Origin of the sequence: Marinoscillum furvescens DSM 4134, from assembly GCF_003386095.1 — a bacterium.
GTDB lineage: Bacteria > Bacteroidota > Bacteroidia > Cytophagales > Cyclobacteriaceae > Marinoscillum > Marinoscillum furvescens.
The window spans coordinates 55,818-71,613 of record NZ_QREG01000022.1; the positions used below are offsets into that span (position 1 = coordinate 55,818).

Here is a 15,796-nt window from a genome sequence, read left to right on the forward strand (position 1 = left end):
ACTTGAGGTTTGACTGGCTGGGCGGCGGCCAGTTGCGGACGGCTAGTCGCGGACGGCCAGTCGCGAAGTGTAGGCAATTGCAGGAATGTCATTACCCTAATCGAAACCCTGTTGGTTTACCAAACCTCCAGGGTTTCTAGATAAAATCAGATGACTTTAGACAAGAATCATTAATCACGAGAAGCAACTTTTACAGCTTGATGATAAAAGACGGTGGTACTCTTGAAATATCCCCTATTTAGGGGATTGACACAGGCAACGTTAGGGACTAGTTTAGTCGCTTATTTCTAACTAACCATTATTTACTATGAGCAAAACTCATTTTGAACAATTGCTACCACAGCTGGAAGCTATGGAAGCCGACCGTGTAAAACAACCTAACATGCCAGTGGACACCTTCTTGCAAGAGGCCGCAGACCTGGAAGTATGGATGCAAGAAGACCTGCCAAAACTCACCGCCGTGGGACTACCACAGCGTACGATCGACGCACTACCTGTACGACTGGGGGCACTGCGCCATGCACAGAGCGAGTGGACCCGAAAGCGCAACACCAAAGAGGAAGCCGCCCGACAGTGGGAGGCCCAAAGCAGTGAAGCCATGGATCTCAAAAACGAGCTGGAGCATGCCTTCCGCTTTGCTTTTCGAAAGCATCCCGACCTACTCGGAAAGGTGCAGGAGGTAGAGGCAGGCTTAGGCCATGCAGACCTGGTGCAAGACCTGAGTGACCTGTCCTTACTGGGCAAAGCCCATCAGGACCTACTGGCTTCCATCAATTTCCAGACAGAAAAGCTAGACGACTCAGCGGCCATCAGTGAAAACCTAAGTAAGGTGCTAGCTGCCATGAATGGGGAGCGACTGGAAAACGGTGAAGACAAAACCCTTCGCGACAAGGCTTTTACCCTGCTCAAAGAGACCGTAGACGAAATCCGCGATGCAGGCAAGTACGCCCTCTGGAAATCTCCCGAGCGCCTAAAGGGCTATAAAAGCGCCCACTGGGCAAAATTCTAAGCTCCATGGCGACCTATGAGCCTCCATGGCCCACTATGGTGCCTCCATGGCGACCTTTTTGGCTCCATGGCTCATTATAGCATCGCCATGCCTGACTATACCCCCTCCATGGCAGCCATGGAGGGGATATAATGAACCAAGGCGGAATAATATTTGGCATGGAGGCAAAATAACAGCCATGACAGAATATTATTTGGCATGGCGCCTCACCCCACAGCCATGAAAGGCTGACAGGTCGGTATGGCCGGCATTAGATTGCCTCCTTTATAGGTACTACCACCCATAGCGCACACCCGCTAGCATCTTACGCCAATTAGAATAGCTTCAAATGAAGCGACTCCATCTCACAAAACCGGAAGAGTTGTTTATTACACGTCAATTGTGTAAACTAACAGGATAGAAATTTTTTAGGCTATTTTTTGAAAGTGAGGCATAAAAAAAGGCGAGTTTCCCCACCTTGGATGTTTTCACAACGGAATAATCCTTATTGTGATTAGCTTTCAATGATTTAAAGATACTGTTTAATTCCCAACACCATCATAATGAAAACGAAAAAAATTCTCGGACTGGATATCGGTACCAACTCCATTGGCTGGGCACTGATCGACCACAACTTTGACCAAAAAGAAGGTAAAATATTAGGGCTGGGCAGCCGGATCATTCCCATGACCAAAGAGCAAATGGGTGATTTTGATAGTGGAAATACCATCTCGCAAACGGCTCAGCGTACCCAGTTTAGAAGCGTGCGACGGCTCAGAGAGCGCCACCTACTCAGACGGGAGCGGCTTCACCGTGTCCTGCACGTCCTTGACTGGCTTCCCCTGCACTATGCCAGACACATTGATTTTGATCAGCGGCCGGGCCAGTTTATTGCCCACGCAGAACCAAAGCTCCCCTACAATGCAGATGGTCAATTCATCTTCAGCGACTCTTTTGATGAAATGCTTGAGGATTTCAAAAAACACCAACCTCAAATCTTAAATCGCAAAAACAGAAATGGCCAGCCAGCTAAAGTTCCTCAGGATTGGACGCTTTACTACCTCCGTAAAAAAGCCCTAAGGCAGGCCATCACCAAAGAAGAGCTAGCGTGGATCGTTTTAAACTTCAATCAAAAACGCGGCTATTATCAGCTAAGGGGTGAAGAGGAAGAAGAAACTCCAAACAAAACCGTGGAATTTCACTCGTTGAGAATATCAGAAGTGCAAATGGATTCAGAACCAAATAGAAAAGGGGAGGTCTGGCATTCGATAATCTTGGAAAATGGTTGGGTATACAGGCGATCAAGCAAAACACCTCTAACCCAATGGGAGGGAACCACCAGAGACTTTATAGTCACAACTGACCTAAACCCCGATGGTACGGTAAAAACCGACAAAGAAGGGAATGAAAAAAGAAGCTTTAGATCTCCTCAAGAGGACGACTGGACGCTCATCAAGAAAAAAACTGAGCAGCACATTGGCCAATCAGGTAAAACAGTAGGTGAATACATCTATGATGCACTACTCCAGCAACCCAACCAAAAAATTAGGGGCAAACTGGTACGTACCATCGAACGAAAGTTTTACAAACAAGAGCTACAGCAAATTCTCAAAAAGCAAATGGAGGTGCAGCCTGAATTTTTTGCGCCGGAGAAGTATCAGGAGTGCCTTCTGGAGCTATACCCCTACAATGAAGCCCATCGGTCAGAACTTGCGAAAAAAGACCTGAAGCATCTCATCATACAAGATATTATCTTTTATCAACGTCCACTAAGGAGCCAAAAGTCCTCCATCAGCGACTGTAAACTGGAGTCTCGCCGATACCAGGTCAAAGATGAAAATGGCCAACTGGTTTGGAGAAGTAAACCCCTAAAAGCCATCCCAAAATCCCACCCCTTATATCAGGAGTTTAGAGTGTGGCAGTGGCTTCAAAATCTGAAAATATATACCAAGGAAGGTGATAAAGACATTACCCAAGAATTAATTCCATCTCAGGAAGACCGGGTGAAGCTCTTTGACCACTTGATGACACTAAGTGAAATCAACCATGTAAAGCTTTTTGAATACTTCTATGGCTCATCACGAGGAAAGGACTGCAAAGAAGCATTGGCGAAGTATCGCTGGAACTACGTCTTTGATGACGCTCAGGCAAAGGAGGCTGACAAATCAAAATCATACCCACTCAACGAAACTCGATCTGCTATTGTCAAACGCCTGGAAGTAGTAGAAGGAATTCCCGAAAGGTTTTTGATAGCTGAAACGGAATACCAACTTTGGCACATCATCTATTCGGTAACTGACCGTATGGAGTATGCCAAGGCTCTGGAGTCCTTTGCTTCCAAATACAACGAAAAGCACGGTACTGATATTGATACAGCCTCATTTCGTGAAGCATTTATTAAGTTCCCTCCGTTCCCAAGCGATTATGGGACATTCTCAGAAAAGGCTATAAAAAAACTGCTCCCCCTCATGCGAGCAGGTGCACATTGGAGTGCAGATGCCATGGATACCAAAACCAAACAGCGAATAGAGAATATAATCAATGGAGAAGCAGACGATACCATACGCACACTCATTCGGGAAAAGACTGAAGCCAACAGCCTAACCGAACTGGATCACTTCCAGGGACTCCCGCTTTGGCTCGCTCAGTATGTGGTGTACAATCGCCATGCTGAGTCTGCTTTGGTTACCCACTGGAAGTCCATAGACGATCTCGAATCTTATCTTAAAGAATTCAAACAGCACACTTTGCGTAACCCGATAGTAGAGCAGGTAATGACCGAAACGCTTCGTGTGGTACGAGATATTTGGATGCACTACGGAGCAGGGGCGGCTAACTATTTTGATGAAATACACGTGGAGCTCGGTCGCGAAATGAAAAATCCAGCACAGGAAAGACAGAGACTTACAAATACTGTAAAAGCTAATGAAGCAACCAACCAACGCATAAGGCTGCTGATAGCTGAGCTCAAAAACAATACAGACGGCAAACTCCCCGTGGAAAACGTACGCCCGCACTCTCCAAAACAACAAGAAGCACTTAAAATCTATGAGGAAGGTGTATTGGCTTCTCAAAACGATATACCGGATGATATCGCCAAAATCAGTAAGACTGCACTACCCAAACTATCTGAACTCCAGCGCTACAAGCTTTGGCTAGAGCAAAAATATCAGTCTCCGTATACCGGGCGGGTCATCCCGTTAAGTCTTCTCTTTACAGAAGCTTATGAAATAGAGCATATCATACCTCAAAGCCGGTATTTTGACGATAGTCTTGGCAATAAAGTCCTCTGTGAAGCAGAGGTGAATGCACTCAAGGACAATCAGCTAGGTAGGGAATTTATCAAAAACCATAGCGGTAGCAAGGTAGACAAAGAAATAACGGTATTTACAAATGACCAATATGTAGACTTTGTCAACAATCACTACAGCCAAAACAAAGGAAAGCTCAATAAGCTCTTGATGGAAGAGATTCCTGACAAGATGATAGAGCGCCAAATGAACGACACCCGTTACATCAGCAAGTTTGTGAGTACGGTGCTTTCCAACATAGTGCGAGATGAGCATAAGGATGAGGGAGTCAACTCTAAAAACCTGATCCCGTGTACGGGAAAGATCACCTCCCGGCTCAAACAGGACTGGGGACTCAACATCGTATGGAATGAACTGATTCTTCCCCGGTTTGAGCGTATGAATGCTATTTCAGGCACCAATGCATTTACTTCGGAAAACACCTGGGGCAAAACCATACCAACAGTACCCGTAGAATACGCTAAAGGGTTTAGCAAAAAACGCATCGACCACCGGCACCATGCGCTGGATGCGCTGGTAGTAGCCTGTACTTCCCGAGATCATGTAAACCTGCTAAATAATAAGCACGCAAAATCTAAAGAACGGCATGACCTCAATAGAAAACTGAGAGTATATGAACTGATTAATTATATGAAGACTGATGCAAAAGGGCCGGTATCACGTGAAGTACCTAAAAACTTCATCAAGCCGTGGGATACCCTCACCCAGGATGCGAAATCAGCACTGGAAACACTGGTAGTGAGCTTTAAGCAAAATCTCCGAGTAATCAACAAAACCACAAACTACTACCAGACCTATAAAGATGAGAATGGCGAACTCCGGCTAACCCCAGAAGGAAAGCCTAAAAAAGGAAAAGTGAAACAAACTAAAGGCGATAGCTGGGCCATTAGAAAATCCATGCATACTCCGCTTCCTTATGCAAAACGACAATATGTCTTTCAAGTATTAGAACTTACAGAACTAGGTAAAAAAGAATTTTTAGATGATCAGGAAATACGAGTAAAATTGGAAGAGATAATAGAACGGTTCGATGGCAGGATAGGGGAAGCCAAGAAGTTCTTGAAAAAGAATCCAATACTTAACAAAAATGGCCTTGAAATAACACATGGAATATTCAAGCTTCCTGAAATACGCTATCGAAAGCGCCAACCTATTTCGATCCTTTCCAATAGAGGCCAAGGAGGAGTGAAAACAAGGAAGGCGGTACTTAAATTAATCTATAAAATTGGTGACTTACAATTAATGCAAGATTTGTTATCTCACCTAGAAAATAATGATGACGACATAAATCAAGCTTTCAGCGTTGAGGGATTAGAAAGGTTTAATGCAGACAGAGCAATCAAAGTAAATTCTCTACCTATTACTGAAGCCTCTGAAAGTAAGTTTCCACTAGGATCTCGTCCAAATACTAAAGTCAAATTCGCTCAAGCGGATTCAGGTACCAATCTGTTTTTTGCGGTATATCAAGGTAAAAATGGGAAAAGAAGCTATGCGACAGTACCGCTCAACGAGGTAATAGAGCGACTGAAACAAGGAATGAAACCCGTACCTGAGCAAAGTGAAAAAGGGGAGCCCCTGCTCTTTCATCTTACTCCTAACGACCTGGTCTATGTTCCGCTCCCAGAAGAGGACAGCCTGCCAGACTTTAGCAACCTCTCCAGGGAACAAGCCAACAGAATCTATAAGATGGTAAGCTCTACTGGGAGAGAATGTCACTTTGTAAATGCGAGAATAGCTTCTCCAATTAAATCATATGATGCTCAATCCTCGTTTGGTGAAATGGGAAGCTTAAATAAACTAGAAACAACACTAGACTCGGACTCCCTACGTATTAAGGATGAATGCATCAAGCTTTCCGTCAATAGACTCGGCCAGATAGCGCCAAAGCTTGACTAATCTTTTAGAGAATTAGCCGCAGTTTAGATTTTTCAACTGGCGGCTAATTTTCATTTTTCTCGATCATATCAACATTAAACCCCACCCCAATGATTAAACGAACTCTATATTTCGCTAATCCGGCGCATCTATCTGTGCATAAGCGCCAGCTCAAGGTCAGCTACCCAGATGATCAACCAAGCCGACAAGTGCCAATAGAGGATATTGGTCTCCTGCTGCTAGAAGACCATCGCATCACCCTGAGCCATCACCTATTGAGCTCACTGCTGGAGGTCAATGCAGCCATCATTACATGCGACAGTTTTCATTTACCACAAGGATTGCTACTGCGCACATCAGGAAGTCATACCTATCAGGAGCAGCTTCGGCATCAGCTTGGCGCTACAGAAGCTTTCAATAATCGGCTTTGGCAACAGACCATAAGCGCCAAAATAGAAAACCAGGCCGCACTGCTCCGCCAAAACGGACTGGAAGTAGCTAACATGGAGCGGTGGGCATCTATAGTGAAACCGGGCGATCCCGAAAACCTGGAAGGCCGTGCTGCTGCTCACTATTGGAAGCTACTGTTTGAAGATCACTTGCAGGCGTTTAAGCGAGGAAGATTTGAAGGTGCTCCAAACAACCTGCTCAACTACGGCTATGCCATCTTGAGAGCCACTGTAGCCAGAGCACTGGCCGGAAGTGGACTGCTATTGGCCATAGGCTTTCACCATAGCAACAAGTACAATGCCTACTGCCTTGCTGATGATGTGATGGAGCCATATCGACCGTACGTAGACGAAATGGTACTGGAGCTAGTCAGGTCGCTGGAAGATTACGATACGCTCACCCCTCCTATCAAAAAAGAGCTTTTGAAAATCCCCACCTTGGATGTAAGTATAAACAGCCAGAAAAGTCCACTCATGCTGGCTGTGCAGCAAACCAGCAGCAGCCTGGCCAAGGTTTACAGTGGCGAGCTAAAGCAGCTCAAGTTGCCAAAACTGTGAGTTCGCAAGAGCGCTTTAACCAATACCGAATCATGTGGGTATTAGTGTTTTTTGACTTGCCAACAGAAACGAAAAAAGACCGAAGCAACTACCGGCGATTTGTGGACATGCTGGAAAAAGACGGCTTTACTCGTTTCCAGTTTAGTATTTTTTTGCGCCACTGCCCCAGTATGGAAAATGCACTGGTACACATCAAGCGTGTAAAAATGCATCTTCCCCCAAAAGGTCATGTAGCCATCATTCGAATTACGGACAAACAGTTCGGAATGATGGAGATTTTTAAAGCCACGAAGCAGGCCGACACGCCAGAGCCACCACAGCAATTAGAGCTCTTTTAATCAAAAATCCCGGACAAATGTGCTTCATTTATCCGGGATTTATAGCCCTATCTTACTGATAATATGGCCCTTACATCAGGGTATCCTGTTGCAATCTAATGATTGAAAGCTAATCACAACTGAATAGGTGTTTAACATCCGTAGAATAGCCCTGTTGCAATCTAATGATTGAAAGCTAATCACAACTATAATGAGTGAGGACTTTCAGATAAACCTGTTGTAATCTAATGATTGAAAGCTAATCACAACTCAGGCGACTTTGCTCAGCTGCAGTCACGGCCTGTTGTAATCTAATGATTGAAAGCTAATCACAACACAACTGTCGGTGCTCGAGCATCTGAGCTGCCTGTTGTAATCTAATGATTGAAAGCTAATCACAACACATCGCGCATCAATGGCTCCATGGATAGGCCTGTTGTAATCTAATGATTGAAAGCTAATCACAACAGGCATTGCCGATGTTGTTTAGCGCAAATCCCTGTTGTAATCTAATGATTGAAAGCTAATCACAACGCCGACCTGGAGAGCAGGTTTGGTACCATCCCTGTTGTAATCTAATGATTGAAAGCTAATCACAACCAAAGATGCGGTAGACATACTGGAGTGGGACCTGTTGTAATCTAATGATTAAAAGCTAATCACAACTATGCAGATGGCGTTGTTGAATCTTACGAGCCTGTTGTAATCTAATGATTGAAAGCTAATCACAACATCTGGGGACGTGCCACCGGTAAGACCGAACCTGTTGTAATCTAATGATTGAAAGCTAATCTTCAAATGGTAAGCTGATGTCACTTCGCTTAGCCACTTCATGGAATTTTCTAAAGTCCTCCAAATCACCAAACCAGCTCAAAGCCTCCTCCCGACTTATCCGGGTAGGCTGCTGTGTGAAATAACTATGCCAACTGCTATGAAGCCAATCATCTGGTGATTTTACAAATTTGTGATGCACGGGGTTGTAATGAATATAAGCCATGAGTTTTGTGAAATAGGCTGCATTATCTATGTGCTTACGATAAAACCGAGAGCGAAATAGCGCTCCCTTTCTATCATACATCTTGTTGTAAGCCTGCGTGTAGCCGTTGAAAAGATGCGCAAACTGCTGACTGATTTTATTAGAAAGCTCCAACCCTTTCAGGGTTTGAAACCCTGAAAGGGTTAGGAGCTCATCTACAGACCGTACTCGAATCATAAGATGCACATGATTAGGCATCAAACAATAGGCATACGTCTGAGCCACCGGATGAATTCTTTCTGCATATTTTTCTAGAAAATAGCGACCATTCTCTGCCGTTCGGAAAAGGTCATCCGCTCCTGTAGCATGCGTATACACATGATATACCTCATCGGGCTCCAGCGGTGTGCGGTAGTCTGGCATAGAAATTTCATTTTAAAAGAGCTACAACTCTTCCCATCCACGGATTGGATGGCATATTACAAAATGCCTCAGTTAGAATCAACACTTCAACTACCCGTTTTTTAACAAATTTTTGAGACAAGAGATTTTAGACATTAGACATTAGACTCGAGATGTAAGACTTGAGGTTTGACTGGCTGGGCGGCGGCCAGTCGCGGACGGCCAGTCGCGGACGGCCAGTCGCGAAGCGTAAGACAATTGCAGCACATTATCCTAATCGAAACCTTGGAGGTTTCAAAAACCTCTAAGGTTTTACATGCAAGAAAGAAAGACCCCCCAGTGTCTTTTAACAATCCATTCCTCACCCCAAAAACTCTAAGAAATTTTCAATGCTTTTTTGCGAGGGCACAGCCGCCTTCCTAATTTCGAACTTATCTTACACATCTATCCATCTTCCACCTTATGGCGAGCACGCAAACACCGGCACTCCGACTAAAAATACGTCAGTTTTCACGCGAATCCTTCCTCATATTTATCGGGGTAATGTGTGCCACGTTTGGGCTGGAGAGCTTCCTATTGCCCAACGACGTGCTGGATGGTGGCGTCACGGGTATCTCTCTGCTGCTCGCACTCGTGACCGACGGGCGCCCATCCATTTTTATCTTTCTGATCAACATCCCGTTTCTGGTGATGGGCTGGTGGCAGATCAGCCGCAGCTTCGCCATCAAAAGTTTTCTGAGCATCTCCCTGCTCGCCATCGTCATTTACAACTTCCACTTTCCCGTCATTACGGATGATCCGCTGCTCGTCGCAGTATTTGGTGGGTTTTTCCTGGGCCTGGGCATCGGCTTTTCCATACGTGGTGGCGCCATCATAGACGGCACAGAGGTCCTGGCCATTTATCTGGGAAAGAAAACGGGCTTTTCCGTAGGGGAGCTGATCCTCATTTTCAATGTGATCATCTTCTCCGTGGCGGCCTACCTCTTGTCTATCGAGACGGCCATGTACTCCATCATCACCTATTTTGCGGCTTCACGTACGGTAGATTTTGTGTTGGAGGGCTTTGACGAATACATCGGAGTGACGATCATATCTGACAAGCACGCCGAAATCCGCGAGATGATCCTCAGCAACCTGCGCCGGGGAGCTACCATCTACCATGGGAGCAAGGGTTTTAGCCTACAGCAGCAGGAAAAAGCCAATACCAACATCCTCTATACGGTCATCACCCGACTGGAAGTAGCGCGGCTGGAGGCCGAAATCGACAAGATAGACGCTGGTGCCTTTCTGGTGATGTCTAAGGTAAAAGACATCCGTGGAGGAATGATCAAGAAGCTGCCGCTCAAAAAGCTCAAGCAGAAAAAGTAATCCCTAATCCTGCACATACGAGTCCCCTCAGGCACTCCCATACCCCATACTTTTGGCCTTATCAAAAATGTATTAGCCATGAAGTACACCCTATTCGTATGGATCATCGCCAGCATAGGTAGCATCTGCAGCTATGGGCAGCTCTCGCGGCTCTCCATATCCGGAAATCAGTTTGTAGACGAAAGCGGCCAAACGGTGGTACTTCGCGGGGTGAGCACCAGTGACCCAGACAAGCTGGAAAAGGAAGGACACTGGGATGCCGGGTATTTTGATGAAATCAAGCGGTGGGGCGCCAATGTAGTGCGGTTTCCGGTGCACCCCAGAGCTTGGCAAGCACGCGGGGCAGAGGCCTACCTCCAGCTGCTCGACGAAGGGGTTCGGCTCTGTACCGAGCGAAGCTTGTACGTCATCATCGACTGGCACAGCATCGGCAACCTCCAGTCGGAGCTCTTTTTCAAACCCGGATATGAAACCACCCGAAAGGAGACGTTTACTTTTTGGCAAACCATCGCCCAGCGCTATGGAGACAACCCAACGGTGGCGTTTTATGAGCTCTTCAATGAGCCCACCACCAACGGCGGAAAACTAGGCATTGCTAATTGGGAAGGTTGGAAGGCCCTCAACGAAGAGATGATCACCATCATACGTTCGCATGGAGCAACAGGCATACCCCTCGTAGCAGGATTCAACTGGGCCTATGACCTCACTGCAGCTTATGAAAACCCTATCGATCGGCAAGGCATCGGCTATGTGAGCCATCCCTATCCACAAAAGCGACCTCAGCCATGGGAAAATGCCTGGACCGAAGATTGGGGTCTGATCAAAGAAAAATATCCCGTGATCCTTACGGAAATAGGCTTTTCGCTAGCTAATGAAAAGGGAGCGCATATCCCGGTGATCAGCGACGAAACCTATGGAGAAGCCATTACCACCTACTGCGACGAGCGCGAGATCTCCTATGTCGCCTGGGTGTTTGACCCGCTGTGGTCACCCATGCTTTTTAGTGACTGGGACTACACGCCTACTACGCAGGGGGCTTTTTTTAAGCGGCATTTTGAAAGCTACTCACCATCCAAACCGTAACTCCTACCGGTTGATAGGGTACGGATAGTCGGTGCCAATCGCTACCCCATGACTTTTGATGTCACGCTCGCTTAGTTCATCTAAATGAATATTTCCTCCCGGAATTGCGGCAAGCTCAGGCACCCAGGTACGCACATATTCGCCTTTAGCATCGTATTTCCTGGCCTGGCTGGGGATATTGAAATAGCGGTTTTCGCGTGGGTCGTTTCCCACCCCCGCTACATACATCCAGTTGGCCCAGTTGCTGCACACATCATAGTCGAGCAGCTGTGATTCAAACCATCGCGCACCCCAGCGCCAGTCGATGTTGAGGTCTTTTACCAGGTAGCTCGCCACGTTTTGCCTGCCGCGGTTGCTCATAAAGCCGGTCAGCAGCAGCTCCCGCATGTTGGCATCTACAAAAGGTACGCCCGTCATACCGGTACGCCACTTTTCGAACAGCTCCAGATTTTGCGTCAGCTCCAAGGGTTTGCCTTTGATCCCTTTGCGGAAAAACACCGAGCGGCCATAGCGCTTGCAGACAAACCGGAAGTAATCGCGCCAGATCAGCTCAAACACTAGCCAGTAGGTGGATACGTTTTTGGTCCGTTCCGTTTCGTAGCGCTTCACCTCCTCATAGATGGCTCGTGGTGAGACACATCCATGTGCCAGCCAGGGCGAAAACTTGGAAGAGTAATCCGCACCCAGCAAGCCATTGCGGGTCCATTTGTAGTTTTTGAGTTCGTCGGTATCCCAAAAGTAGTGGTGGAGGCGCTTCCAGGCTGCTGTTTCCCCACCGGCAAAGGACATCACGGCACGTGGGTCGCTCAGCACAGGTGCCAAGCCAAAGCTCTCCAGGTCGGGCAGGTTGGTATCTGGTAGCTCAGGAGTAGGGATTTTTTTGGGAGCCGGAAGTGCTGGTCTTATGGGAGTACTTTTCTCATTTTCTTTTCGAAACTGGGTGAATACCTCAGGTAGCTTCTGAATGGGCCAGGGAATATCTTCTTCATGAAAAAGTGTAGCCTGCCAAACCAGCTCCAAAGACTTTCCAGCCTCCTCCAGCGCCTGAGCTACGGCCGTTTCCTGCTGAGTTTCCTCCCAGGTCACTTCCTTGCTGGCAAACACTTTGTCGGCACCAAACGATTCGGCTACAGCCAACAAACGCGTAGCAGGTACGCCCTGATAAATCATTAACCCCGAACCCACAGACTTGAGGTTATTTTTAAGGTCGGCTACCGCTTCCAGCAGAAACTGCGTCTGGAAGGCCCCCGTTTTCACAAAGCCCGGCTCCATGTGCCGCCAGCGTTCCGGATCGAAAATATATACAGGAATGACCTCCTCGGCCTGCTCCATTGCTTGCTTTAGGGTCACCTGGTCATGCAAGCGGAGGTCATTGCGAAACCAGACTATGGCGCGTTTTACTTTCATGCGGGCCTAACCGGCTGTAGTAGCGAAATGTTGCGTATCGTTAGTAGATGAGCTCATAGCGGGTACTGCGCCCCGCACCGACTACTCGCAGGATGCCCTGCTGATGAAGGTACTGCAAATCACGTGTAGCAGTGGCTTTAGGGCATTTGGCGATCGCCATATATTTGCGGGCCGAAAGACCACCTTCAAATCCCGAATGCCCTTCCTGAAACACCCTGCGAATTACTTTCAGCTGCCGCTCATTTAAAGATTCGCCATACGTATCAAAGAACGATGCCTTTTTCAAGGTAAATCGCACCATCGCATCGGTCGTCAATATGCCCTCTTTCAGGACACCCAGAAAGTATTGTAGCCAAGAGGTAACATCCAGAGTACTTTGAGCCTCCATGAGTGCCGCATCATACTCCTTCTTTTTAGCCTCAATGGCCGGAGAAAGACCCACCATCACAGGATAGCCGAACCCTTCGGACAGAGCTTTTTGAGACAAGGCTCGTCCTATACGACCATTACCATCTTCATAAGGATGAATGCTTTCAAAATAAATATGTACCAAAGCTGACTTGATAGGAGCATATTTCATTGGACTCACTCCATGACTTGGTTTCCCGTTATACCAATCGATTAACCGGGACATTTCTCCTGGAACTTCACGAGAAGGTGGGGCCTCGAAATGTACACGCTCCTGGCCCAAAGCTCCAGATATTACCTGCATTGGTTCGCTATGTGTGCGCCATCGGCCAAGAGCAATGTCTTTATTTCCTTGTAATAAGGCGTTGTGCCATGCGTGGAGCATCTGCTCACTCAAAGGTTTGTTCCAGTCGGATCTCGACAACATCACCAGATCTGCTGCGCCTCGCGCTCGATGATCATCCGAATGATGAGAATTTTCAAAACCCAAATTGTGACGAACCGATGACAAAACATCCTTTCTACTGACATACTCCCCTTCTATTTCCGAGGTTTTTACGGCTTCTTCCACCAGGGCATTGATGAGCGTTTCGTCACGAAACTGATCAGTAAGCCCTTCGTACATTCCGTGTGTTTTGCCGACAAGGTGTACCATCTCGATGACCTCATGCTCAATCACTGAGTCATCAAATCGAAAATGTGGCCAGTCATGTAGTTGCCAGTTGTAGGGCATAGTGAGCCGATTATCTAGAGTAATCGGCTCAAATATAATCAATTTTGAGCCGATTAATGCGCCTAATCGCATCATACCGGCAGCTGCTAGTCTCCCCAGGCCGTGAGTACGAGTCGTCTGCCACCGCCATAGTCGCGATGCTCGCAGAGATAGATCCCCTGCCAGGTGCCTAGCGCCAGCCGTCCATTGGTGATAGGGATCATCACTGACGGGCCAAGCAATGAAGCCTTGATGTGTGCAGGCATATCGTCGGGCCCTTCGTAGGTGTGCTTGTAGTAGGGAGCGTTTTCGGGCACCATTTCATTGAAATGCGACTCAAAATCCATGCGCACAGTAGGGTCAGCGTTTTCATTGATAGTAAGGCTTGCCGATGTGTGCTGTATAAAAACCTGCAACATGCCCTGATCTATTTTGGCAATATCCGGAATGGCATTTTCCACTTCTCGGGTGATGAGGTGAAAGCCTCGGGAAAAAGGTTGCAGTTGTAAATGGGATTGAAAGGTTTTCATTGCTGATCTATTCTTTCGTAAGCGCCTATGTCTGGTTTTTCATCACGCGGCATGCCCAGCAAATCATCCGTGATGCCTATAGCTTTGGCCTTGTCGCGAGCAAAAGAAAGCGAGTCCAGACTAAAGTCAAAAAGCAAGGGATCGGCAAAACCGGGAAAGTCGCGTTCGTCAGAAACGTAGTTGCCCGGCCACTCCTGCTCAGAGCGGATGAGGTTTGACACCAATGTGGTATCCAACTGCCCTCCGCCGGCATTGCTGATCAGCAGCTGTTCTTCGCCCTGCCCCCAAAGAATGGAGTTGGTAATGCTCACGCTGAGGTCCTGCACCAGGTTTTCTTCGTCGCTGAGCACGATATTGTCAGCAAACTGCATCATGGGGTCGGTGGTATTGAAGTGGCTGGCTACATTGGAAAACGTGCAGTGCTCATAGCGATACGTCCCTCCAGCAAAGTTGGCCACCAAAAAGCTGCCGGCATCATACACTTCGGTGTTCCAGGCGTATACTTCTGAAGAGATCCCAAAGATCCCTGCCGTAGACATGTGTCGGATGATGGTGTGGTCTATGGTAATATCGGCTGTCTCGGGGCTGTTTTCAGGTCCAAGAAATACCCCGTTTTCACTTTCGTAAAAATCATAACCTATACCGATACCGATCTGGCCATTTTCGATCACCGCATGGGAGAGCGTGTTGCCGGTGCTGGAAGCCATAAACACGATACCTCCCCACTGGCCGGGTGCTTCCTGATAGTTTTCATCAAATCGAGTGTTTCGGAAAACCACCGGATTGGCGGTATCACCCTTTACTTCTAGCGAACCTGCTACAATAAACGAAGCACCATTGTCCAGGTACACCCGGGTGCCTGGTTCCATGGAGAGCTTACAGCCTTCTTCCACCATCGCCAGGTTATAGATCACATAAGGCCGATCTGCCGTCCAGGTTTCGTCGCACACTGCCTGCCCATTGAGGTAGTGGGCGTCCTGCCCCCAGGCCACGAGCTTCACATGGGCCTGGTTGCCGTTCCAGCTGACCTCCACAGAGTCTTTCACCAGATAGGGCGTGTCTTCATCCTGCGGATCTATGTCCACATCTACAAGCACCTGCAGGCTGTCGCCACCAAAAAGCACTTCCTTTTGGACAGATTTCGTTTTCTTTCCATTGATGATGATCGAGTAGTCAGAAAGTGCTCCCCCCGCCAGGCGTATCTCTTCGATCTCTACCGCCATGTTGTTGGGGTTGTAAATCCGAAAGCGCTTCGTCAGGCTGGTACGAGAGGAGAGCAAGGTGTCGAACAGCACCGTGTCTGAGCTGAATGCCAGCTTCATGCTTCCGGACTTACCGATTTGCTCCTCCTCAGGCTCACAGGCCAGTGTCACCAGGCCAAAAGCCAAAATCAAGATCCAAAGTTTGTTCAT

The 15,796-nt window shown here is 47.5% G+C and carries 10 protein-coding genes and 1 CRISPR repeat array; of the genes, 6 read left to right on the forward strand and 4 right to left on the reverse strand.

Annotated features, from left to right (window positions below; translation table 11 throughout):
- Positions 1 to 307 precede the first annotated feature (307 nt).
- The 6 genes from C7460_RS18865 to C7460_RS18895 all read left to right on the forward strand — a co-directional run bounded on the left by C7460_RS18865 (position 308) and on the right by C7460_RS18895 (position 11,327).
- Positions 308 to 1,009 carry a hypothetical protein gene (locus C7460_RS18865; protein ID WP_115869693.1) on the forward strand — a complete coding sequence of 234 codons (702 nt, stop codon included), beginning with the start codon at positions 308 to 310 and terminating at the stop codon, positions 1,007 to 1,009.
- 542 nt (positions 1,010 to 1,551) lie between these two features.
- The gene (gene cas9 / locus C7460_RS18870; protein WP_115869694.1) at positions 1,552 to 6,195 is read left to right on the forward strand and encodes a type II CRISPR RNA-guided endonuclease Cas9; all 4,644 of its coding nucleotides are present in this window, start codon (positions 1,552 to 1,554) and stop codon (positions 6,193 to 6,195) included.
- Between the two features lie 89 nt (positions 6,196 to 6,284).
- Positions 6,285 to 7,181 carry a type II CRISPR-associated endonuclease Cas1 gene (gene cas1 / locus C7460_RS18875; RefSeq protein WP_115869695.1) on the forward strand — a complete coding sequence of 299 codons (897 nt, stop codon included), beginning with the start codon at positions 6,285 to 6,287 and terminating at the stop codon, positions 7,179 to 7,181.
- The gene (cas2, locus tag C7460_RS18880) at positions 7,178 to 7,519 is read left to right on the forward strand and encodes a CRISPR-associated endonuclease Cas2 (RefSeq protein ID WP_245986478.1); all 342 of its coding nucleotides are present in this window, start codon (positions 7,178 to 7,180) and stop codon (positions 7,517 to 7,519) included. The genes cas1 and cas2 overlap by 4 nt, the downstream gene beginning before the upstream one ends.
- An 84-nt stretch (positions 7,520 to 7,603) precedes the next feature.
- Positions 7,604 to 8,296: direct repeats of the CRISPR family, unit length 36 nt; unit sequence CCTGTTGTAATCTAATGATTGAAAGCTAATCACAAC.
- 1,042 nt (positions 8,297 to 9,338) lie between these two features.
- Positions 9,339 to 10,244: a YitT family protein gene (locus C7460_RS18890; protein WP_115869697.1), complete on the forward strand. Its 906-nt coding sequence runs from the start codon at positions 9,339 to 9,341 to the stop codon at positions 10,242 to 10,244.
- Positions 10,245 to 10,322: 78 nt separating this feature from the next.
- Positions 10,323 to 11,327, forward strand: a complete 1,005-nt coding sequence (locus C7460_RS18895) for a glycoside hydrolase family 5 protein (protein WP_115869698.1) — start codon at positions 10,323 to 10,325, stop codon at positions 11,325 to 11,327.
- Positions 11,328 to 11,330: 3 nt separating this feature from the next.
- Here the strand turns inward: C7460_RS18895 and C7460_RS18900 are convergent, their stop codons facing one another.
- The 4 genes from C7460_RS18900 to C7460_RS18915 all read right to left on the reverse strand — a co-directional run bounded on the left by C7460_RS18900 (position 11,331) and on the right by C7460_RS18915 (position 15,796).
- Positions 11,331 to 12,734, reverse strand: coding sequence for a DASH family cryptochrome (locus tag C7460_RS18900; protein ID WP_115869699.1), 1,404 nt, complete (start codon positions 12,732 to 12,734; stop codon positions 11,331 to 11,333).
- A 40-nt stretch (positions 12,735 to 12,774) separates the two neighbouring features.
- Positions 12,775 to 13,875: a Fic family protein gene (locus C7460_RS18905; protein WP_115869700.1), complete on the reverse strand. Its 1,101-nt coding sequence runs from the start codon at positions 13,873 to 13,875 to the stop codon at positions 12,775 to 12,777.
- Between the two features lie 86 nt (positions 13,876 to 13,961).
- Positions 13,962 to 14,384, reverse strand: a complete 423-nt coding sequence (locus C7460_RS18910) for a secondary thiamine-phosphate synthase enzyme YjbQ (protein ID WP_115869701.1) — start codon at positions 14,382 to 14,384, stop codon at positions 13,962 to 13,964.
- Positions 14,381 to 15,796, reverse strand: coding sequence for a hypothetical protein (locus C7460_RS18915; RefSeq protein WP_115869702.1), 1,416 nt, complete (start codon positions 15,794 to 15,796; stop codon positions 14,381 to 14,383). Before C7460_RS18915 ends, C7460_RS18910 begins: the two co-directional genes overlap by 4 nt.